Genomic DNA, 21,067 nt, shown 5'->3' with positions numbered 1-21,067 from the left:
GTGCTCCTGCCAGCCGGCCGGCCGCCGCCGGGACGGCCACCGGCCGGCCGGTGACCGGCCGACCGGCCGCCGTCCCGTCAACGCGTCGTCAGCAGGCGCCGCGCGCCCACCGCGGCTCCGGCCAGGGTCGCCGCCACGGCGATCCGGCGTACCGCGGTCTTGCGCCCGCCGTGCCAGCCCCCGGTCACCGCTCCCGGCCCCGGGATCGGCTCGTGCAGGTTGCCGTGCGTGTCGGCGGCGCGCTTCCTGCGCGACAGGTGGGTACGGTCGACCTGGGTGGCCATCGCCCGCTCGGTGCGGCCGGGGGCCTTCTTGGCCTGCCGCACCATGGCGCGCCCGGCCGGGCCGACGACGACCTCCCTGCGCGGGGACCGCACCACCTTGACGATCGCCTTCGCGACCCGCTGCGGCGTGTACACCGGCGGCATCGCCACCGGCTTGCGCCCGGTGTAGTTGGCCGCGTGCTCGAACAGCGGGGTGTCGATGGTCGCGGGCATCACCGTGCACACGTCGATCTTCTTGGCACCCTCCAGCGCCAGTTCCTGCCGCAGGCTGGCCCCCAGGGCGCGGACCGCGAACTTCGACATCGTGTACGCGTGCGTGTAGGGCTGGGCCACCACGCCGACGATCGACGCCACGTTCACCAGCACCCCGGCGCCCTGGGCCCGCAGGTAGGGCAGGGCCGCCCTGGCGCCGTGCACGTACCCCATCACGTTGACGTCCATCACCCGGCGGAAGTCCTCCAGCGGCACGTCGCTGAACGGCCCGAAGACGGTCACCGCGGCGCAGTTCACCCAGACGTCGATGCGCCCGAACCGCTCGGCCGCCAGCCGCGCCAGTTCCCGTACGGCCTGCTCGTCGGTCACGTCGGTCGGCACCACCAGGGCCCGCCCGCCGGTGGCCTCGCACTCCTCGGCGACCTCCTTGAGCACGCCCTCGCGCCGTGCGGCCAGCACCACCGAGGCCCCCTCGGCCGCGAACGCCAGGGCGGTCGCCCGCCCGATACCGCTCGACGCGCCGGTGACGACGACGACCTTGTCCTTCACCTTCATCCGACGACTCCCCGAACTAGAGAATTCACGGGCCGCTACCGGCCCGTTCTCCCCCTCCCCGGTAGACCCCCGCCGAAACAACACCCCCCGCGCGTCGTCCCTGGCCGCGGCGGGACGCAGGGCGAAGAACGGTGGGACCCGAGGCGAAGAACGGTGAGCCCAGGACGAAGAACGGCGGGCCCCGGGGCGAAGAACGTCGTGGAGCCCACCTCCCCGGGGAGGTGGGCTCCACGACGTTCACGGCCCTCACGGGCTCCGGACGAGGCGGCCCGCGGGTGGCGCGGGGCGCTCAGGTCTGCGGCGACTCCTTGCCCAGGCCCTTGAACCTGTTCTCGATGAAGTCCCCCCACGTCGCGTCCAGCATCGTCAGCTCGCCGTCGACCATCTTCCACTGCCGGGCCTTGTGCGGCGGGTAGGCGAACAGCACCGACGACAGGCGCCGGTAGCCGGGGGGCATGGGCTTGGTGTGCACGCGGTGCGTCGACGGCCGGAAACGCTCGTCGGACGCGCTCCAGAGCATCCGGCCGATGTTGCACAGGACCACGTCGGTCCCGGCGATGACCGGCTCGACCCAGGTGCCGTCGTGCAGGACGTACTGCAGGCCCTGGTCGGACGGAGGAAGCTGGAGACCGAGCATCTGGATGCCCGAGTGCTCGTGCGCCAGCACCTGGCGGTCGCCCACGTCCCTGTAGTTGATCACCCGCAGGTTGGTCGCGTCACGCGAGAGGTCCAGCTCCGGCGTCCCGGGCGGCATCATGCCGCGGACGACCTCGCCGAAGAGCGAGATCAGCCTGAACGCGACGTCGAACACCTCGGTGGCGGCGGCCCCGAACCTCGGGAAGGCCCGCAGGACGTCCGCGGCCCCGGGCGGCTGATCCGAGATCATCGCGCCGCTGACGTGAATGAACTCCTTGGGGTCGGCCACGCCGTTGGCCAGGCGGGGAATCTCCGAATGGTACGGAAAGAATCCGTGCGTCCCACCGGCGGACAACTGCGGAACGGATTCGTACCGATAATCGGACAGGCTCGGTTCGGTCGACGCGCAGGCCGACGCGAATTCGTTCATCATGCCCGCGACGCGTTCACCGATACCGGGGACCTCGGCGGCCATGAAGCCCCAACCGGTCAACTGCGCGCCGATGTCCTCGGCGACGGAGTTCATGTCCGCCTCGAGTTCGTTCAGTCTTATGGAGGGAACGCGGCCACTGAGTTCCATCGGGGGGACGTCCAATGTCGCTCCTTTTGTCGTCGGCCATCCTTGTTCGAGGCTAGCCCTTTCGACGGAGCAGTCAAGGAGTCGCGGATCGATTTCGGAGAAAACATTTCCCGGCATGGAACGGAATTACCTACGGATGATAATGACCGCGCGAGGCGGGCCGGAACCGGACACGGCGCGCCGTCGCCGGTGCCCCCTGCGGGGTCTCGGGGACGGTTCCTCACCGCGCGAGCCCGCTCCCCAGCCGCTCCGCGGCCAGGGCCACCTCCGTCCGGTTGGAGCAGCCGAACTTCACCAGCAGGTTCGAGACGTGACGCTTGACGCCGTGGATGGATATCCCCATGGCGCGGGCGATCTGGTGATTGCTCATCCCCTCCAGCAGGAGGGCCAGCACGGCGCGCTCGCGTTCGGTCAGCCTCCCGATCGGGCGCGTTCCCGGACCGGGCGCGCCGCGCTCGCCGCCGTTCACCGGACCACGCGTCCCCCCGGACGGAACGGGCGGAACGGACGGAACGGGCGGGCCGGGCACGGCGAGCGGGCCGAAAAGGCCGGGAACCGCGGACACGCCGGGCGGATTTGCCCTGGTGAGAGGGGCGACCGGGTCACCGCGGAGCACCCGCTCGAAGACGGCGGACAGCCCCGCGACGCTGATCTCGCCGGGCGTCAGGTAGCCGTCGGCGAGAAACGGGACGGCCCGGGCCCGCTCCTCCCGCAGGACGGCCAGCATCGTCGGGCGCCTTCCGGCGGGGCTCGCGGCCAGGATCTCCGGCAGCGCGTCCGGGGATGCCACCGCCACGTCGAAACGCCGTTCCCCGAGCAGCGCCCCGGCCTCCGCCGCGTTCCGCCCGACCGCGGCCTCGGCCACGGCCGGCACCTTCATGAGCAGTAACGGGAGCCCGTGATAGGAGACGTCGTCCTCGGCGAGCCAGAGGACACAGAGCCCGGAGCGCCGCGGGCCGCCCTTTCCGGCCCGTCCGCGGGAAGGGGGGCCCGGAAAGGGATCTCCGGCCTCCGTCACGCTGGCATCCATCGCACGGCCCTTTCTCCTGGATCCGCGAAGAACGCATTCCATACCGGGCCGGAAAGAACGGTCCCGGCATTGTCAGGGCATGGGACGCGCACCGGACCGTACGGCGGGACTCCGCGCGCCGATGGCGGGCGACGGCCGCGCGTCTTCACGTTTCCGGCCCCCGCAGGGACCTCGCCGGGCCCTTGTCGGCGGACGATACCTGACTCCGGTTACGGCCCCTCATAAACAATACGGATTAGCATGTGCATATATTTCATTTACCGTTCAAGCACGTTATCCAACGGTCAGGGGTCCGTCAACCGGCCGGATCACGATTCCCTATGGCCGCGGCCCGCTTTTCCGGCACGGGCATATCGGCGAGCTCGGCGGACGGTCGTTCTCCGGTGCCGTGGCCGGGTGCCGTCGCGGGTCGTGACGTGAACCATCGGCCACCTCCATGGTTCACTTGCCGCCGCCCGCGCGGCGCGGGGACGCTTACCGGGGCGCAGACCGGATCACGGTGACGGGCGGTCCGCGGTCACGGACGGCCTCGCCGGGACCCGGTACGACGAGGGAGGCCCGGCATGCGGCACCACGGGGGCGTCGCGTGGCCGCCATGGGGGCGTCGCGGGGCCGCCACGAGGTCGCGCGGGGTCGTCACGGGGCGCCGGACCCCTCGCGGCCGGGACCGGACCGGCCTTTCCCGACCCCCGTCACCGGTACGGACCGTCGCCGCACGCCTGGGAGGACTGCATGGTTTCGCTCGCGCTGCCCAAGGGATCCCCGCTGGAGCGGCGGACCCTGGACCTCTTCGCGGCGGCCGGCCTCGACGTGCGCAGAGCCTCCGACCGCAGCTACCGGGCGGACATCCACTACGACGGCCGGATCCAGGTCGCCTTCTACCGGCCGCGCGAGATACCGCTGGTCGTCGAGAGCGGGGCCTTCGACTTCGGCCTGACCGGCACCGAGTGGATCGAGGAGACCGGCGCCAAGGTCGAGCCCGTGAGGGCGTTCACCTCCTCCACGGGGACGGACCGTCCCTGGCGGGTGGTGCTCGCCGTCCCGGCCGGTCATCCGGCAGAAAACGCCCGCGATCTGCCGCCCGGGGTGCGCGTCGCCACCGAGTACCCGAACATCGGCCGCCGGTTCTTCCGGAGCCTGGGACTGCCCGCCGAGATCGTCCACTCCTACGGCGCCACCGAGGCCAAGATCCCCGAACTCGCCGACGCCGTCATCGACGTCACCGGGAGCGACTCCGCGCTCCGGCACAACGACCTGAGGATCATCGACACCCTCAGGACGTGCGCGCCGCATCTCGTCGCGGGCCCGAACGCCTGGCGCGACACGGACAAGCGCGTCACGATCCAGAAGGTCGCGCGGCTGCTGGACTCCGTCCACGCGGGGGCGGCACGCGTGCTGCTGACGGCGCGCGTCCCGGCGCGCGACCTGCCGCGCGTGGCGTCGGCGATGCCGGGACCCTCCTGGCGGGCCGGCACCGGCCTGACCGGTGACGACGCCGGAGCGGGGGGCGAGGAGGGCGAGAGGGGCCTGGTCGTCGTCCAGGGACTGGTGGCCCGGGGGCGCCTGGCCGAGACCGTCGACGCGGTCCTGGCCGCCGGTGCCCTCGACGTCGTGGAGTCGCGGGTCGGCAGGGTGGCGACGTCCGGGCGGGACGACCCGCGGGGCGGAACACCCGGCCCCGGGGACCCTCGTGTGATCACATGACGGCACGGGGACCGGGACGCTCCGCGTCACGCCCCCGCCCGGTCACGACCAGACGAACGGAGACGCGCATGACGCGCCCGTACCACCATGGCCCGGAGCGGCCCGAGCTCACCTCCCCGCCGGCCGCCCCGTACCACCATGGCCCGGGGCGGCCGGAGCTCACCGCCCCGCCGTCAACTCCCCGTCGCGCGCGCCGCGCCTGCCACGAAGGAGACGGCACGCCGTGAGACGCCGGATGATCGTGTGCGACCTCGACGGGACGCTGCTGGACTCCGCAGGCCTGGTGTCGGAGCGCACCCGCGTGGCGGTGCACCGCCTGCAGCGGGACGGGCACGTGTTCGTGGTCGCGACGGCACGGCCGGTGCGCGACACCCGGCACGTGGCCGTGGCGCTCGGCGGCACGCCCGTCGCGGTCTGCGGGAACGGCTCCATCACCTTCGACTTCGTCCGGGACGAGGTGGTCGACTACCACCCGCTGGCCGAGGAGCACGTCGCCGAGGCGCTGAAGGTCCTGCGCGACCGGTTCCCCGGGGTCCGCCTGGGCGCGGAGTGCCGGCTGGAGCTGGTGCTGGAGGACTCCTTCGGCCTGCCCGAGCCCCTGTCGCGGAGCGCGCGGCGGGTGCCCCGCCTGGAGGACGGGCTCGACCGGCACAACGTCGGCAAGCTCATGGTGCAGCTGGAGGGGAACGCCCGCCACTACCACGAGAACGTGCGCCACCTGCTGACCGGATGCGAGGTCACCATCTCGGCGGACGTGTTCTGCGAGGTGATGCGCGCCGGTGTCACCAAGGCGGCCGCCCTGGAGGCGATGGCCGGGCGGCTCGGGTTCGGCACCGGCGACGTGATCGCGTTCGGCGACATGCCGAACGACCTTCCCATGCTGACCTGGGCGGGAACGGCGGTGGCCGTCGCGAACGCCCACCCGGCGGTGCTCGCCACGGCCGACGAGGTGACGGCGTCCAACGACGAGGACGGGGTCGCCCGATGGCTGGAGCGGCTGACCGGCCGCGGGTGAGCAGGCCACGAGTGACCGGGCCGCAGGTGAGCAGGCCACGAGTGAGCAGGCCGCGGGTGACCCGGCCGCGGGTGACCCGTCCACGGATGACCGGGCCCGCCTCCGGCATCTCCCGTCACTTGTCTGATGAGTATTGACGCTTGTCTGACCGGTGTCCATCATGGGTTCACCGGAGCCGAGGCCCCACCGGCCACACCCGGCTCACAGAGGTGGACCCCGGGCCGTGCCAGGCGCGGGTGCTCGATCCGAGAGGTGCGCCATGCCCCGACCCCTGGCCGTCCGGCTCCTCGTCACCTGCCTGGTGATCTGCTCGCTCGCGGCCTGCTCGACCGCGGGGAACAGCACCGCCGCGAACCCGTCCTCCGGGGGGAACGGCGCCGCCGCCTCGGCCGTCACGGTCGGGGTGGCCTACAGCCGGGGCGGCCGCGGCGACAAGTCCTTCAACGACTCGGTCGGCGCCGGGCTGGACCGGGCCAAGGCCGAGCTGGGCGTGAAGGTCAAGGAACTCAGTCCCAACGCGGCCGGGTCGGACCTGGAGGAGGTCCTGCGCCTGCTGGCCGAGACGGGCCACAACCCCGTCCTGGCCGTCGGCTTCTTCTACGCCCAGCCGCTGACGAAGGTCGCGCCCGCCTTCCCCCGCACCCAGTTCGTCATCATCGACGACGCGTCGGTGAAGCTGCCCAACGTCACCAACGTGGCCTTCCGGGAGGAGGAGGCGAGCTACCTGGTCGGGGCGGCCGCGGCCCTGAAGTCGGCCACCGGGCGGATCGGCTTCGTCGGAGGCGTGCAGACCCCGCCCCAGGAGAGCTTCATCGCCGGGTACGCGGCCGGTGCCAAGAAGATCAACCCCAAGATCGACATCTCCAGCGTCTTCATCAGCCAGCCGCCCGACTTCAGCGGGTTCTCCTCGCCGGACAAGGCCCAGGAGGCGGCCCGCGGCATGTACGACGGCGGCGCCGACATCGTCTACCACGCCGCGGGCGCCTCCGGGCTCGGCGTCTTCCAGGCGGCCAAGGCGGCGGGCAAGCGGGCCATCGGGGTCGACGTGGACCAGCGCGCGACCGTGGACCCCGAGCTGGCCGACGTGATCCTCACCAGCGCCACCAAGGAGCTCGACGTCGCGGTGCTGCGCACCATCCAGGAGGCCGCGGCGGGCAAGCCGGTCTACGGGGTGCGCGAGTTCGGGCTCAAGGAGAAGGGGGTGTCCTACGCCACCAGCGGCGGCGGTCTCAGCGACATCCGGCCGCGCCTGGAGGAGCTGCGCGAGCAGATCGTCGCGGGCGAGATCGACGTACCCGCCACCCTCTGACCGATCCACCCGCGCCGGTGGCCCGGTCACCGGCGCGATCCCCGGAGGCGCGTTGTCCCCCCACACCCCGTCCCCCCGCACCCCGCCCCCTCACCCGCCGTCCCCTCGCTCGCCGTCCGAACCCGGGAGGTCCCCGCTCGTCGAACTCCGCCACATCAGCAAGCGCTACCCGGGCGTCGTGGCCAACCGCGACATGAACCTCGTCGTCCGTCCCGGTCAGGTCCACGCCGTGGTGGGCGAGAACGGGGCCGGCAAGTCCACGCTGATGAGGATCCTGTACGGAGAGGAGCAGCCCGACGGAGGCGAGCTGCTCCTCTCCGGCGAACCGGTCCGGCTGCGCTCGCCCGCCGACGCCATCGCGGCCGGCATCGGCATGGTCCACCAGCACTTCATGCTCGCCGAGAACCTCACCGTCCTGGAGAACGTGATCCTGGGGGCCGAGACCTCGCGGTGGGGCCTGCTGGACCGGCGCTCCGGCAGGCGGGCCCTGGAGGAGGTGAGCGAGCGCTACGGCCTCGACGTCGACCCCGACGTCACCGTCGAGCACCTGGGGGTGGGGCAGCGGCAGCGCGTCGAGATCCTCAAGGTCCTCTACCGGGGCGCGCGCGTCCTGATCCTCGACGAGCCCACCGCGGTGCTCGTGCCCGACGAGGTACGGGCCCTGTTCGACAGCCTGGCCGGGCTGCGCGCGCGGGGACTGGCCGTCATCTTCATCTCCCACAAGCTCGACGAGGTGCTCGCCGTCTCCGACCACGTCACGGTCATCCGGGCCGGCACCTCGGTGGGGGACTTCGCGACCTCGGAGGCCGACCCCCGCCGCCTGTCCCGGCTCATCATCGGGGGCGAGCTGCCCGCGCCCGCGACGCGCGACCGTACCGGGGGCGGGCCGGTGGCCCTGCGCTCGCGCGGCCTGCGGGCCGGTCCCGTCGCCGAGGCGACCCTGGAGGTGGCCCGCGGGGAGATCCTGGGCGTCGCCGGGGTCCAGGGCAACGGGCAGTCCGAGCTCATCGACGCGATCACGGGGGTACGTGAGATCTCCGCGGGCTCGCTGCACCTCGCGGAGCGGGACGTCACCCGGCTGGACACCCGGCAGCGGCGGCGGCTGGGGCTGGCGTGCATCCCGGAGGACCGCCACCGCCAGGCGCTGGCGCTGCCCGCCACGCTGTGGGAGAACGTCATGCTCGGCAGCGAGGACCTGCGCCGCCGCGGCCGGTGGCGGGTCGACCGGAAGGCGGCCAGGGACCTCACCCGCGAGCTCATCGCCCGGCTCGACATCAAGGCGCCCTCGGTCGACGTGCCGGCCGCCGCGCTGTCCGGGGGCAACCAGCAGAAGCTGGTCGTCGGCAGGGAGCTCAGCGGCCGGCCCGCGGTGCTGCTGGCCGCCCATCCCACCCGCGGCGTGGACGTCGGCGCCCAGGCCGTCATCTGGGAGCTGCTGCGCGACGCCAGGGACGACGGCCTGGCGATCCTGCTGGTCAGCGCCGACCTCGACGAGGTTCTCGGCCTGTGCGACCGCGTGCAGGTCATGCTGCGCGGACGGCTGAGCGCCGCCGTGCCCGCCGCCGAGCTGACCCCGCAGCGGCTCGGCCGGTTGATGACCGGGACCGAGCCGGAGCCGGCCGGTCCGGTGGCGGGGGCCCGGTGAGGCCGGCCTGGGCAACGGGCCGGGGGGCGCTGAGCACGCTCGCCGCGCCGGCGCTGGCCCTGCTGATCGCGCTCACGGTCTCCACCGCGCTGCTGCTCACGGTGGGCGCCTCGCCGGGGGCGACGTACCTGACGATGCTGGAGTTCGGGGTCCGGCCGGACTCGCTGGTCTCCGCGGTCAACCGGTCGACCATCTACTTCTTCGCCGGTCTGGCCGTGGCCCTCACCTTCCGCATGAACCTCTTCAACATCGGGGTGGAGGGCCAGTGCCGGATCGCGGCGCTGCTCGCCGCGGCGGCCGGCGCGAGCCTCGACCTGCCCGCGCCGCTGCACCTGGCCGTCATCTGCCTGGTGGCCGTGCTCACCGGCGCGGTGTGGGCGGGCATCGCCGCCCTGCTGAAGGTGTGGCGCGGGGTCTCGGAGGTGCTGTCCACGCTCCTGCTGAACTACGTCGCCACGGCCGTCATCGCCTACCTGCTGGCCGAGGTGTTCGCGGCCGACAGCGTCACCGGATCGACCCGCGAGCTGCCCCCGTCGGCGCGGCTGCCCGTGCTCGACGGCCTGCTGGCCTCGTTCGGGCTCTCGCTCCCGGCGGGCGCGCACCTGGGCGGGGCCGTGCTGGGCGCGGTCGTGTTCGGGGCTGCGGTGCACTGGACGCTCACCCGCACGCTGTACGGCCACGACCTGAGGATCAGCGGGCTGAACCCGGCGGCGGCCCGCGCCCACGGCATCGACCCGCGCCGCATGATCATCGTCACGATGCTCGTCTCGGGCGGGCTCGCCGGGCTGGCCGGGCTGCCGGACCTGCTGGGCAACACCTACCGCTACGGCCTGGACTTCCCCTCGGGTGCGGGCTACACCGGCATCGCCGTGGCCCTGCTCGGCCGCAACACCCCCGTCGGCATCGCACTGTCGGCCCTGCTCTTCGGCTTCCTGGAGCGATCCGCACTGATCCTGGACATCCAGGGCATCCCCAAGGAGATCGTCACGATCATGCAGGGCGTCATCGTGATCAGCGTCGTGGTCGCCTACGAGGTGGTGCGCCGCGTGGAGCGCAGGCGCACCGCCCGGCTGGTACGCGAGGAGACCGCCCGGACCGTCGCCTCCGAGCCGGTGGGACAGGCCTCGTGAGCGCGACGACCTCCCGGACCTCCCAGACCTCGCGGAGCCCGCGGAGCCCGCGGGACTCGTGGGCCTGGTGGAGCTCGCGCGGCCCGCGGAGTTCGCGGGCCCCGCGGCCCTGGTGGCGCCGGGGGTGGGTGCTCGCCGTGGTCGCCGTCCTGGTCGCGGCGTCGGCGGTGCGGGTCCTCACCGGGACCGACGCCCTCACCGGGTCCGGCGTCGTGAACGCCGCGCTCCGCCTGGCGGTCCCCATCGGCCTCGCCGGACTGAGCGGCCTGTGGAGCGAGCGCGCGGGCGTCGCCAACCTCGGCATCGAGGGCATGATGATCATCGGGACCGTGTGCGGGGCCTGGGCCGGGTACACCCACGGCGTCTGGGCCGGGGTGCTGGCCGGTGCGCTGGGCGGTATCGCCGCGGGCCTGCTGCACGCCGTGGCCACCGTGACGTTCGGGGTGGACCAGGCGGTCTGCGGCATCGCCATCAACATCCTGGCGCTGGGGGTCGCGCGCTTCCTGTCGGTCATCGCCTTCAGCGGCCTGCCCGGGGCCGGGGCCACCCAGTCACCGCCGGTAAGAGGAGTGATCGACACCGTCAGCGTGCCGTTCCTGGCGGGCGGCGCCGGCACGCCGGACCTGCTCGGCGACCTGGAACGGACCCGGTGGTTCCTGGTGTCCGACGCCGCGGGCATCCTGCGCGGGCTCCTGCACGAGGTCTCCTGGTTCACCGTGCTCGCCGTCGCGCTGGTGCTGGGCAGCGTCGTGGTGCTCTGGTATACCGCCTTCGGGCTGCGCCTGCGCTCGGCCGGCGAGCATCCCGCCGCGGCGGACTCGCTCGGGGTCCCGGTCCACCGGATGCGGTACTGCGGGGTGCTGGTGTCCGGGGCGCTGGCCGGGCTCGCCGGGTCCTACCTGGTCACCGTCTCCTCCAACGTCTACCGGGAGGGCCAGACCGGCGGCCGGGGCTTCATCGGGCTCGCGGCCATGATCTTCGGCAACTGGCGGCCGGGCGGCACGGCCGGCGGAGCCCTGCTGTTCGGGTACGCCGACGCCCTGCAACTGCGCCAGGCGACCGCCGTGCACGTGCTGCTGCTGCTCGCCGCCGTGCTGGCGTGGACGGCGGCCCTCGTCGTGCTGCGCCGGCGTCCGCGGACGGCCGCGGCCCTGGCCCTGGCCGGGGTGGCCGCCTTCGCGGTCTTCCAGACCACCGACGCGATCCCCACCCAGCTCATCTACGCCACGCCGTACCTGGTCACCCTGCTGGTGCTGGTCACGGTCGCCCAACGACTGCGGATGCCGACCTACGCCGGCCTCCCCTACCGGCGAGGAGAGACCTGAGCGCATGACAACGGAGCAGGAACCCCGCCTGATGGCGTACGCCGACAGCTGGTCGGTCCCCCCCGGACGGCAGGTGAGCGTGTACGCGTCCGGCGCGCCGGGGACCGTGGCCGTCGACCTGGTGGACCTCGTGGACGAGACCGTCCTCACCCCGGCCACGCGGGTCCCCGTCGAGCCGCGGCGGATCAGGACCGGTTCCCACCTGGAGGCGGACTCCGTACCGGTGCCCGCCGACGGAGGGCTCGCGCTGTGGATCCGTCCCCACCACCTCGGCCCGCGCCAGGTCGTGGCGGACCTGAGCGCCGGGGACTGGCGGCTGCTCCTCGGCCTGGACGAGGAGGGCCGGCCCGAGGTGAGCGCCGGCACGCCCGCGGGCCGGGTACGGGCCCGCCTGCCCGGCCCCGTCCGGCGGGGGTCGTGGTCCCTGCTGGTGGCGGCCTGGGAGACGACGCCGTCCGGGACCGTCGTCCACCTGACCGTCGGCGACGACCCCGCGCGGGACGGATCGGTACGGGACGGATCGACGCGGGACGGGCCGGTAGAGGACGGGCCGGTGCGAGACGGGCCGGTGGAGGACGGTGGCGTGACCGGGGTCAGGGTGCACGGGAAGGTCCCGCCCCCGCCGTCCTCGCCGGCCACGGCCGGGGTCCTCCGGATCGGGGCCGGCCAGGACGGCGACGACCCCTACCTCGGGCGGGTCGCCCTGCCGCTGCTGACGCGCGGCCCGCTCACCGCGGCCGCTTGCGGGCCCCTGCTCGGCCTGACCACGGCGTCCGGCCTGATCGAGCACACCGGGGCGGACCTCGTGGCCCTGTGGGACGTCTCGGCCGATCCGGGCGCCCCCCTGGTCCCCGACCTCAGCGGGAACGGCCGGCACGCGCGCGCCGTCAACCGGCCGCTCATGGGGCTGGTCGGCCCGGGGGCGGGCGCCGGGGAGACGGCCGCCCGCACCGCCGTCCAGTTCTCCCCCGAGGACCTGGACGACGCGGGCTGGCCGGAGACGTGCACGGTGACCGTCCCGGGCGACACCGCCTCCACCGTGCTCGGCATCCGGCTGCGCGGCCCGGAGCGGTCCTTCGTCGTCCCGCTGATCGTCCGCCCCGCGGAGACGCCACGGGGAACGCCGGAAGGAACACCGGAGGGGGTGGCGGAGAGAAGCTCGCGGAAGGAGCCGGGAGGAACGGCACGGGGAACGGCGGACCGCCCGATCGCGGTGGTCCTGCCCACGTTCACCTACCTGGCCTACGCCAACCACCGCCAGTCCAGCGAGGCCGAGTACTTCGGGGACTACTCGCGGGTGACCGCCCGGCCCATCACGCTCTCCCCCACGGACGTCCACCTCAACGCCCACCGCGAGCTGGGACTGTCCCTGTACGACAGCAGGCGGGAGGGCGGTGCCGTCCACCACTCCTCCCGGCTCCGCCCGGTGCTGAATCACACCGCCGACTACCGCTGGTGGATGACGGGGGCGCCCCGGCACTTCTCCGCCGACATCCTGCTCCTGCGCTGGCTGCGGTCGGAGGGGTTCGCCTTCGACGTCCTGGCCGACGAGGACGTGCACGCGGGCGGGGCCGCGCTGCTGGCGGGCTACCGCGTCGTGCTGACCGGCAGCCACCCCGAGTACGTGAGCGCGCCCGAGCGCGACGCCGTCAGCGCGTACGTGTCCGGCGGCGGGCGGCTGATGTACCTCGGCGGGAACGGGTTCTACTGGGCGACCGGCGTCGATCCCCGCTACCCGCACGCCGTCGAGGTCCGCCGCCGGGGCTCGGGCGACTGGTGGGACAACGAGCCGGGCGAGGACGTCCTCACCTCCACCGGGCAGCCCGGCGGGCTCTGGCGCCACCTGGGCCTGCCCCCGCAGGGACTGCTCGGCGTCGGCTTCGCCGCCCAGGGATGGGGCCCGGCCCCCGGCTACACGCGCCTGCCCGACAGCCGTCTCGACGAGGCGTCCTGGGTCTTCGAAGGTGTCGAGACCGACACCGTGGGCGACTACGGGCTCGCGCTCGGCGGCGCCGCCGGGGACGAGATCGACCGCGCCGCGCCGGAGCTGGGCACCCCGCCCGGCACCCTGGTGCTCGCGACGTCCGCGGGCGGGCACAGCCACCACTACCTGGCCGCGTCGGAGGACTCCTCGCCGGGCGAGGAGACCGTCCGCGCCGACATGACCCTGCGCCGGCTCGACGGCGGCGGCGCGGTGTTCTCCGTGGGATCGATCAACTGGATCGCCAGCCTGGCCTGCCGCGACGGCGACATCAGGAGGATCACCCGAAACGTCCTGTCCCGGTTCCTGCTGCCCGACCCCCCGTGACGAGCCCCCGCGCCCCCTGCGACCCCACGACCCCCGCGACCCCCGCGACCCCCGCGACCCCCGCGATCCCCGCGATCCCCGTGACCTCGGTGACCTCGGCGACCCCCGCGACACGGTCGACGAGTCCCCGCGACAAGGAGTGACATGCCCACCGCCGCCGCGCCGCGCGACGCCTACCCCTATCCCCGCACCTGCGGCGACCTGACCGACGAGCACCTGACCATGCCCGTGGAGGACCTCGTCGCGATCGCCCGCCACCCCCTGACCGTGCACCCGGACACCACCGTCCTCTACCACCGGCTGGCCCGGGAGATGGCCGACGAGCTTCGGGAGAACAACCGGCGCGGGGAGCCCACCCGCTGGATCCTCCCCGTGGGCCCCAAGGCGCAGTACCCGATCCTCGCGCGCATCTGCAACGAGGAGCGCATCGGCTGGGGCGACGTGTTCGCCTTCCACATGGACGAGTTCCTCGACTGGCAGGGCCGGCCCGTGGACCCGTCCCACCCCTTCAGCTTCCGCGGCTACTGCGACCGCAAGCTCTACCGGCTGCTCGACCCGGAGCTGCGGCCCCACCCCGGGAACGTCGTCTACCCCGACGTGTTCGACCCCGACGCCTACGCCGAGCGCCTGCGTCGCGAGGGAGGGGCCGACACCTGTTTCGCGGGCTTCGGCTACCGGGGGCACCTGGCCTTCAACGAGCCTCCGGCGACCCGCTGGCACGACTACGGCGTCGAGGAGTTCGCCGCCTCCACCACGCGGATCGTCCCGCTGCTGGAGGACACGATCGTGGCCCACTCCCACCGGGTGACCGGCGGCTACACGCAGGCCATCCCGCGCATGGCCGTCACCCTGGGGATGGCGGAGATCCTCTCGGCCCGCAGGCTGCACCTCATCACCGACGGGGGCGCCTGGAAGCGCTACATCGTGCGGGTCCTGCTGCTGACCACCGAACCCGACGTGATGCTCCCGGTCACCCTCGCCCACCGCCACCCCGACGTGCGCGTCACCGTCGACGCCGGCAGCATCGCGCCCTGCGCGCTGGGCCTCGACGGATGACCGTGCTCGCCGTCGGCGCGTACACCCTGGACCTGTACATGTTCGGCGACCGCCTGCCGGCGACCGGGGAGAGCGTCGACGCCTTCGACTACGCCACCGCGCACGGCGGCAAGGCGGCGAACGTGGCGGTCGCGTCCGCCCGGCTGGGAGCCCCCACCCGCTTCGTCGGCTGCCTGGGGGACGACGCCGACGGGCCGGCGGCGCTGGCCGCGCTGCGGGCCGACGGCGTCGAGGTCGGCGACTGCGCCACGGCCGGCGGCACCGCGACCGGGCGCAGCTTCGTCTACGTCGACGGCGGCGGCCGGCAGATCGTCATGACGTGGCCGGGGGCGGCGAACCTGCTCCCGGCCTCCCGGGCCGCCGCCACGGCCGCGAGCCTGCCACCCGGTTCGGTGCTCGTGCTGCAGGGCGAGATCCCGGTGGAGACGTCGGCCGCGGCGGCGGCCGCGGCCCCGCCCGGCGTGCGCCTGCTGCTCAACCCCAGCCCGGCCGCGGCGTTCCTCGGCGGCACCGGGCGGGACCTGCTCGGCCGGGCCGACGTGCTGGTGCTCAACGAGGGCGAGCTGTCCGTCCTGGCCGGGGGGACGCCCGGCGCGCGCGCCGGGCCGGTGCAGGGCCTGCGCTCCCGGACCAGGGGCCGTACCGTGATCGTCACCCGGGGGGAGCACGGCGCCGAGGTCGTCGACGATCACGGCACTATGCTGATCGGCGCACCCGTCGTGGACGCCGTGGACACGACCGGTGCGGGTGACGCCTTCACCGGTGCCCTGGCGGCCGCCCTGCGCGCCGGCGCGAGCCTGGCGCAGGGGGTCCGGCTCGGCTGCCGGGTGGCGGCGGTCTCGGTCACCCGTCGCTTCTGCGCTCCCAGCTACCCGTCCGCCTCGGAGCTCGGCGTCGCACCGTTCCACGGCCCGTCCGGGCAGGAGAGACCCACGTGACACGACGACAGCCCACCCTGGCGGTGCAGGTGCGCGACCGGATCCGCGCCCTGATCGTCGAGCAGGGGTTGCGCGCCGGGGACAGGCTGCCCTCGGAGAACGAGCTCATCGCCCTGTTCGACGTGGGCCGCACCAGCATCAGGGAGGCGCTCAAGCTCCTGGAGCAGGAGGGCCTCATCCAGGCGCGCCACGGCGACGGCCGCTACCTCACCTCCCAGCCCAGCCTGGACCGGCCGCTCACCCGCCTGGAGGGCGTGACGGAGATGCTGGCCAGCCGGGGGCACACCGCCGACAACACCGTCCTGGACGTCGCCGCGGCCGAGCCGAGCCGTCACCAGCGCGAGCTGCTGCAGCTGCCGCCCGGCGAGACCGTCGTGCGGCTGGAGCGCCTGCGCCGGCACCGGGACGACGCGCTGCTGTACTCGATCGACCTGTTCCCCCGCTCCCTGGTCGGCCGTCCCCTGGACGAGGTGGACTGGACCGGGTCGCTGTTCGGCCTGCTCACCGAGTACGGGCACGACATCGCCTACGCGGTCGCCCAGGTCCGGGCCGTCACCCTCGGCGAGGCGCAGGCCGGGCGCATCGGCGGCGCCGACGCCGACGGCGCCTGGCTGCTGCTGACCCAGACCCACCACGACAGCGCGGGACGGCCGCTGCTGTACTCGCAGGACTACCACCGGGGGACCGACTTCTCCTTCCACCTGGTGAGGCGCCGTGACTGATCCCCCTCGCGGCGACGCGCCGGTGCCCGGAACGTGAGGTGCCATGGCTGATCTCCCCCCGCGTCCCCGCCGGGTCGTGTTCGACCACGACGGCGCGCCGGACGACCTGCTCTCCCTTCTCCTGCTGACCCGGTACGGCCACGTCGACCTGCGCGGGGTCGCGGTGACCCCGGCCGACTGCCTGCCCGGGCCCGCCCTGTCGGTCACCCGCAAGATCCTCGACCTGACCGGCAGGGACGTGCCCACGGCCGTGGGCACGCTGCCCGGGCGCAACCCCTTCCCGCTGGAGTGGCGCATCGACGCCCTGCGGGCGGACGCGCTGCCCGTGCTCAACCGGAAGGACCCGGACATCGGCCCCGCGGACGCGCTCCCGGCGCACGAACGGCTCGCCGTCTGGCTGGCGCGGACCCCGGCCCCGGTCACCGTGCTCGCCACCGGCCCGCTGACCAACCTCGCCTGGTGCCTGGAGCACCACCCCGGGCTGGAGTCCCGCATCGAGGAGGTGGTGTTCATGGGCGGTGCCCTGGACGTCGCCGGCAACGTCCTGCGGCCGGACCACGACGGCAGCGCGGAGTGGAACGTCTTCTGGGACCCCGACGCCGTCAGGCGCGTCTTCGACTCGGCCGTGCCGGTCACGATGTTCCCGCTGGACGTGACCGACCGCGTCCCGGTGACCATGGACCTCGCCCGCGCGTTCGGGCGCGCCTACGGCGACCCCGTCGGCGACCTGGCCGGGTCGCTGCTCGCGCTGACGTTCGGCACCCTGGAGACCACGGGCCTGGCCTACTGCTGCTGGGACAGCCTGACCACCTCCTACCTGGCCGAACCCGGCATCTGCGCGTTCGAGACCGTGCACTGCGACGTGATCACCCGGGGGGTGAGCCAGGGACGCGTCCTGCGGCGCGCCGGGGGACGCGCCGTCAGGTGCGCCGTGACGGTCGACGCCGGCCGGTTCTACCGGCACCTCCTCGACACCCTGGCCCCGGACGGACGGCCGCCTACGGGCCGGTGACGGTGCCGGAGCTCCACGCCCAGGCGGCGATGCCGACCCGGTTGGCCACGGCGAGCTTGCGCTGGACGTTGGCGACGTGGGTCTTGACCGTGCCGGAGCCGATGAACAGCTCGGCGGCGATCTCGGCGTTGGTGCGGCCGTGGGCGACCAGGCGGGCAACCTCCAGCTCCCGCTCCGTCAGCGGCTCGGCGGGTCCGGGCGGCCCGGTGGACGTTCGGAGGTGGGCCAGCAGGCGGACGGTGACCTGGGGGCTGATCAGCGTGTCGCCGGCCATGGCCGCCCGGACGGCCTCGACGAGCAGGGCGGGGCCCGACCGCTTGAGCAGGAAACCGCAGGCGCCGTTGCGCAGCGCGGTGTGCACGTACTCGTCGAGGTCGAAGGTCGTCACGACGATCACGCGGGTCAGCCCGGCCAGCAGCCGGGTGACCTCCAGCCCGTCGAGCCTCGGCATGCGGATGTCGGCGAGCACCACGTCGGGCCGCAGACGCCGGGCCAGGTCGACGGCGCCGTGGCCGTCGGCGGCCTCTGCCACCACGCTCATGTCGGGCTGGGAGTCGAGCATGAGCCGGAAGCCGATCCGCACGTCCTCCTGGTCGTCGGCGATCAGGATCCGGGTGGTCATGCCGGCTCTCCTCGATCGGCGGTCGGGCGGCTCACGCGTGCTCCTGCGTGCCGGAGCCGCCGTGGCGGGTGAGCGGGCACGAGCGCCTCGACCCGCCAGCCGCCCGGTCCGGGTCCGGCCGACAGGGAACCGCCGAGCACCTCGACCCGCTCGGTGAGCCCGATCAGGCCAAAGCCTCCGCGGCGGGCCGCCTCCGAGACCCGCCCGGTGAGGCCGGCCGGTCCGTGGCCCCCGCGACGGGCCGCCCGCGGGTGGCCGCCGTCGTCGACGACGCGCACGCGGACCGCCCCTCCCGCGAGGGTGACGGTGATCGCGACGGAGGTCGCCGCGGGGGCGTGACGGCGTACGTTGGTGAGCGCCTCGGTCACGACCCGGTAGACGGTGGCGGAGGTCTCCGGGGAGAGCCGCCGCTCCAGCCCGGGATCGACCGACAGGTCCACCCGTACCGACGGGGAGTAGCCGCCGGCGAGCCGCGCCAGGCCCTCGACCCCGGGCGGCGGTGCCGTCGCGCCCGATCCGGCCTCGCCGGCCTCGCCGGCCTCGCCGGCCTCGCCGGCCTCGTGGAGCATCCGGACGGTACGGTCCATGGCGGCCAGGGCCTGCTGCCCCGCCTCCTCGATACGCCGCAGCGCGTCGGCCACCTGCGGCGGGAGCTCCTGCGGCATGAGCCGGGCGGCCTGCGCCTGCACGAGGATCCCGCTCACGTCGTGGGCGACGAAGTCGTGCAGGTCTCGGGCGAGCACGAGCCGCTGCGTCCGCCTGGCCGCGGCCACCGCGCGGCGCCGGCCGTCGTCCAGCGTGCGGGCGTACAGGCCGGTGCCCGCCGCCGCGACCGCGAGCAGGGACCAGCTCGCGCAGGCCCCGGCGGCGAGCGCGATGTCGCCGGGCCAGAGCGTGCGCACGAGCATCAGCGCGACCGCGCTCCCGGCGAGGCCGGCCGAGACGACGGCCCGGGAGGCCGGCGCGCGCCTGGCGGCCATGAGCGTCAGCACGAGCAGGGGCGGCACCTCGATCAGCACCCAGGGGACGGTACCGCCGTGCCACTCGGCCAGCGGATACGCGACGGTGATCGCGATCGAGATCGCCCCGGCCGCCGCGGCGGGCCACGCCGGCGGCACGCGTGGCACGAACGCCACGATCATCATGGCGAGTGCCACGAACGCGGCGACCTGATCCATGGGCCGACCCTACGGAACACCCGGCCGCGGCGGATCCACCGAAAGGCAGAGAGAACACGGCGCCCGCCGGACGAGATCCGTCAGACGGCGGATGGGCACGCCCCCCTCCGCCGCCCGACGCTTGAGCCATGGAAACGACCATGGACGACCGGAAGACGATCCCCCGATGGGCCCGATGGGCGGCGTACGCGGCGAGCGCGTGGTCGCTGGTCTACGGCGGGCTCGGGCTCCACTGGGCGTGGGGCGGCGCGGGTTTCCCCTTCGGCGAGGGCGATCTGCCCGGCGCCAGGGCGAAGTCGCTGCTGGGCGGCGTGACGGCCTCGGGCACCGCACCGGTGATCGCGGCGCTCGGGTTCGCGGGCGCGGTGCTCGCGCTGGTCATGGCCCGGGCACGGCCGCGCGGCGCCGCCCGCGCCGCAGTGCTCGCGACGGCCTGGTCCGTCGCACTGGCGCTCGTCGCCCTCATCCCCGACGCCCGGGTCATGACGGCGGTCGGGTACGCCCCGATCGTCCTGGCCGGGCTGCCGTTCGGCTGGCCGGACGGCGACTACCTCGGTGTCGCGCTGCCCTGGCCGGTGCTGAACCTGATCCTCTGCATGGCCGGAGGGCTGCTGTGGGCGGGCGCGGCGCTGGCCTTCCAGCGGCGCACCGGCGACTCCTGCGGCGGCTGCGGCCGTTCGGCGCGCGAAGGCGCCACCTGGACGACCCCCGCCTCGGCGGCCCGGTGGGGACGCCGGGCCGCCTACACGGCCTTCGTCGTCCCGCTGCTGTACGCCGCGGTCCGCTGGGCGTGGGTGCTGAACGTCCCCCTGCTGCTCCCGAAGGAGGAACTGCGCCAATTACACGAATCCGGCCTGGTGTGGGCGGGGGCGGGTCTGGCGACGTTCGCGGCGGCCGGCGGTGTGCTCACGCTCGGGCTGGTGCACCGCTGGGGCGAGGTCTGGCCCCGCTGGGTGGTCGGGCTTGCGGGCAGGCGCGTCCCGCCCGCCCTTCCGGTGACCCTCGCCTCGGCGGTCACGGCCGTACTGCTGGCGGCGGGCACCCAGATCGTGCGCGACACGGACTGGGGCGACCCGGCCGTCTGGCTGACCGACCCGACGACGTACTGGCCGGTCTGGGCGCTGTCCCTCGGCGCGGCGACGCTGGCCTACCACCTGCGCAGGCGGGGCCGGTGCCGCCACTGCGGCCTGGTCTGACCCGGCCTCGACGGGGGCGGCCGGTACGGCGTCCGGGGAACGCCGTACCGGCCGCCCCTGGAAGGCGCGCACGGGCGGCGGGGCAAGCCCCCCGGGGCGGGATCACGAGGGGGGCGCCGGGTCGCCGGCCGGCCGTCCGGCCAGGGCGCGCAGGGCGAGGTCGATCATGCCGGAGTCGGTGGAGGACGCCGCCAGGACGCGCAGCGCGGCCTCGTCCAGCCAGCGCGCCTCGACGAACTTCTCCCGCTCGATCGCGGGCCGGGTCAGGTCGCCCTCGACCGTGGCGAGCACGTCGATCTCACGCCTGCGCTCGCCGTCGCCGCCGTCCCAGTCGAAGACGTCCACCATGCCGTCCACCCGGACCAGCCGCCATCCCGTCTCCTCCTCGATCTCCCGGGCCAGTGCCGCGCACAGCGTCTCGCCCTCCTCGACGTGCCCCCCGACGATGTCCCAGCAGCCGGGGAAGAGCCGGACGTGGGGGGGCGCGGCGCTGCAGGAACACCTCGCCGCGCGCGTTGACCAGGACGGCGCCCACCACGCACCGCACGCCCGCGCCGGTGGCCTCGCGGTGGATCCGCTCGAACTCCGGCGGGTGCGGGGCACAGCCGC

The 21,067-nt window shown here is 74.2% G+C and carries 18 protein-coding genes; 12 read left to right on the top strand and 6 right to left on the bottom strand.

The window, feature by feature from the left end; translation table 11 throughout:
• Positions 1–77: 77 nt before the first annotated feature.
• From ABD832_RS14825 to ABD832_RS14815, 3 genes are all read right to left on the bottom strand, one after another.
• Positions 78–1,052 carry an SDR family oxidoreductase gene (locus ABD832_RS14825; protein WP_344894514.1) on the bottom strand — a complete coding sequence of 325 codons (975 nt, stop codon included), beginning with the start codon at positions 1,050–1,052 and terminating at the stop codon, positions 78–80.
• A gap of 289 nt (positions 1,053–1,341) precedes the next feature.
• Positions 1,342–2,214 carry an isopenicillin N synthase family oxygenase gene (locus ABD832_RS14820; protein WP_344894511.1) on the bottom strand — a complete coding sequence of 291 codons (873 nt, stop codon included), beginning with the start codon at positions 2,212–2,214 and terminating at the stop codon, positions 1,342–1,344.
• A gap of 274 nt (positions 2,215–2,488) precedes the next feature.
• Positions 2,489–3,148, bottom strand: a complete 660-nt coding sequence (locus ABD832_RS14815) for a helix-turn-helix transcriptional regulator (RefSeq protein ID WP_344894507.1) — start codon at positions 3,146–3,148, stop codon at positions 2,489–2,491.
• Between the two features lie 882 nt (positions 3,149–4,030).
• Here ABD832_RS14815 and hisG point away from each other — a divergent pair.
• The 11 genes from hisG (at position 4,031) to ABD832_RS14760 (ending at position 17,462) form a co-directional block, all read left to right on the top strand.
• Entirely contained in the window at positions 4,031–5,002 is a 972-nt protein-coding gene (hisG, locus tag ABD832_RS14810) for an ATP phosphoribosyltransferase (RefSeq protein ID WP_344894504.1), read from the top strand.
• A gap of 223 nt (positions 5,003–5,225) precedes the next feature.
• Positions 5,226–6,017, top strand: a complete 792-nt coding sequence (locus tag ABD832_RS14805) for an HAD family hydrolase (protein ID WP_344894501.1) — start codon at positions 5,226–5,228, stop codon at positions 6,015–6,017.
• A gap of 259 nt (positions 6,018–6,276) precedes the next feature.
• Positions 6,277–7,326, top strand: coding sequence for a BMP family lipoprotein (locus ABD832_RS14800; RefSeq protein WP_344894499.1), 1,050 nt, complete (start codon positions 6,277–6,279; stop codon positions 7,324–7,326).
• A gap of 52 nt (positions 7,327–7,378) precedes the next feature.
• Complete coding sequence (locus ABD832_RS14795; protein ID WP_344894496.1) at positions 7,379–8,971, top strand: ABC transporter ATP-binding protein; 1,593 nt, start codon at positions 7,379–7,381, stop codon at positions 8,969–8,971.
• Positions 8,968–10,101 carry an ABC transporter permease gene (locus tag ABD832_RS14790; protein WP_344894493.1) on the top strand — a complete coding sequence of 378 codons (1,134 nt, stop codon included), beginning with the start codon at positions 8,968–8,970 and terminating at the stop codon, positions 10,099–10,101. Before ABD832_RS14795 ends, ABD832_RS14790 begins: the two co-directional genes overlap by 4 nt.
• A complete protein-coding gene (locus ABD832_RS14785) occupies positions 10,098–11,426 on the top strand; it encodes an ABC transporter permease (protein WP_344894490.1) in 1,329 nt (442 codons plus the stop codon). The genes ABD832_RS14790 and ABD832_RS14785 overlap by 4 nt, the downstream gene beginning before the upstream one ends.
• 4 nt (positions 11,427–11,430) lie before the next feature.
• Positions 11,431–13,734, top strand: coding sequence for a N,N-dimethylformamidase beta subunit family domain-containing protein (locus ABD832_RS14780; protein ID WP_344894488.1), 2,304 nt, complete (start codon positions 11,431–11,433; stop codon positions 13,732–13,734).
• Positions 13,735–13,878: 144 nt separating this feature from the next.
• Positions 13,879–14,790: a 6-phosphogluconolactonase gene (locus ABD832_RS14775; protein ID WP_344894485.1), complete on the top strand. Its 912-nt coding sequence runs from the start codon at positions 13,879–13,881 to the stop codon at positions 14,788–14,790.
• Complete coding sequence (locus tag ABD832_RS14770; protein ID WP_344894483.1) at positions 14,787–15,728, top strand: PfkB family carbohydrate kinase; 942 nt, start codon at positions 14,787–14,789, stop codon at positions 15,726–15,728. Before ABD832_RS14775 ends, ABD832_RS14770 begins: the two co-directional genes overlap by 4 nt.
• Entirely contained in the window at positions 15,725–16,450 is a 726-nt protein-coding gene (locus tag ABD832_RS14765) for a GntR family transcriptional regulator (protein ID WP_344894480.1), read from the top strand. Before ABD832_RS14770 ends, ABD832_RS14765 begins: the two co-directional genes overlap by 4 nt.
• Positions 16,451–16,493: 43 nt before the next feature.
• Positions 16,494–17,462, top strand: a complete 969-nt coding sequence (locus ABD832_RS14760; protein ID WP_344894477.1) for a nucleoside hydrolase — start codon at positions 16,494–16,496, stop codon at positions 17,460–17,462.
• On the opposite strand, the gene ABD832_RS14755 is transcribed toward ABD832_RS14760, so the two are convergent.
• Together ABD832_RS14755 and ABD832_RS14750 are read right to left on the bottom strand one after the other, a co-directional pair.
• Positions 17,449–18,084, bottom strand: a complete 636-nt coding sequence (locus tag ABD832_RS14755; protein ID WP_344894474.1) for a response regulator — start codon at positions 18,082–18,084, stop codon at positions 17,449–17,451. The genes ABD832_RS14760 and ABD832_RS14755 overlap by 14 nt on opposite strands.
• The gene (locus tag ABD832_RS14750; RefSeq protein WP_344894471.1) at positions 18,081–19,262 is read right to left on the bottom strand and encodes a sensor histidine kinase; all 1,182 of its coding nucleotides are present in this window, start codon (positions 19,260–19,262) and stop codon (positions 18,081–18,083) included. Before ABD832_RS14750 ends, ABD832_RS14755 begins: the two co-directional genes overlap by 4 nt.
• 140 nt (positions 19,263–19,402) lie before the next feature.
• On the opposite strand from ABD832_RS14750, the gene ABD832_RS14745 reads away from it, so the two are divergent.
• On the top strand, positions 19,403–20,458 hold the full coding sequence (locus ABD832_RS14745; RefSeq protein WP_344894468.1) for a hypothetical protein: 1,056 nt from the start codon (positions 19,403–19,405) through the stop codon (positions 20,456–20,458).
• A gap of 102 nt (positions 20,459–20,560) precedes the next feature.
• Here the strand turns inward: ABD832_RS14745 and ABD832_RS14740 are convergent, their stop codons facing one another.
• Positions 20,561–21,061 (bottom strand): NUDIX hydrolase, encoded by a 501-nt coding sequence (locus ABD832_RS14740; protein ID WP_344894465.1) that lies wholly within the window; start codon positions 21,059–21,061, stop codon positions 20,561–20,563.
• Between the last annotated feature and the right edge of the window lie 6 nt (positions 21,062–21,067).

Source organism: Streptosporangium longisporum (assembly GCF_039534895.1).
In the GTDB taxonomy this organism is placed as follows: Bacteria; Actinomycetota; Actinomycetes; order Streptosporangiales; family Streptosporangiaceae; genus Streptosporangium; species Streptosporangium longisporum.
This window is presented reverse-complemented; position numbering and strand designations above follow the sequence as displayed.

Coding starts and splice junctions, on each gene's coding strand:
- ABD832_RS14825 (WP_344894514.1), bottom strand. CDS start 1,052: ATGAAGGTGAAGGACAAGGTCGTCGTCGTCACCGGCGCGTCGAGCGGT.
- ABD832_RS14820 (WP_344894511.1), bottom strand. CDS start 2,214: ATGAACTCCGTCGCCGAGGACATCGGCGCGCAGTTGACCGGTTGGGGC.
- ABD832_RS14815 (WP_344894507.1), bottom strand. CDS start 3,148: ATGAAGGTGCCGGCCGTGGCCGAGGCCGCGGTCGGGCGGAACGCGGCG.
- hisG (WP_344894504.1), top strand. CDS start 4,031: ATGGTTTCGCTCGCGCTGCCCAAGGGATCCCCGCTGGAGCGGCGGACC.
- ABD832_RS14800 (WP_344894499.1), top strand. CDS start 6,277: ATGCCCCGACCCCTGGCCGTCCGGCTCCTCGTCACCTGCCTGGTGATC.
- ABD832_RS14780 (WP_344894488.1), top strand. CDS start 11,431: ATGACAACGGAGCAGGAACCCCGCCTGATGGCGTACGCCGACAGCTGG.
- ABD832_RS14775 (WP_344894485.1), top strand. CDS start 13,879: ATGCCCACCGCCGCCGCGCCGCGCGACGCCTACCCCTATCCCCGCACC.
- ABD832_RS14770 (WP_344894483.1), top strand. CDS start 14,787: ATGACCGTGCTCGCCGTCGGCGCGTACACCCTGGACCTGTACATGTTC.
- ABD832_RS14760 (WP_344894477.1), top strand. CDS start 16,494: ATGGCTGATCTCCCCCCGCGTCCCCGCCGGGTCGTGTTCGACCACGAC.
- ABD832_RS14755 (WP_344894474.1), bottom strand. CDS start 18,084: ATGACCACCCGGATCCTGATCGCCGACGACCAGGAGGACGTGCGGATC.
- ABD832_RS14750 (WP_344894471.1), bottom strand. CDS start 19,262: ATGGATCAGGTCGCCGCGTTCGTGGCACTCGCCATGATGATCGTGGCG.
- ABD832_RS14745 (WP_344894468.1), top strand. CDS start 19,403: ATGGACGACCGGAAGACGATCCCCCGATGGGCCCGATGGGCGGCGTAC.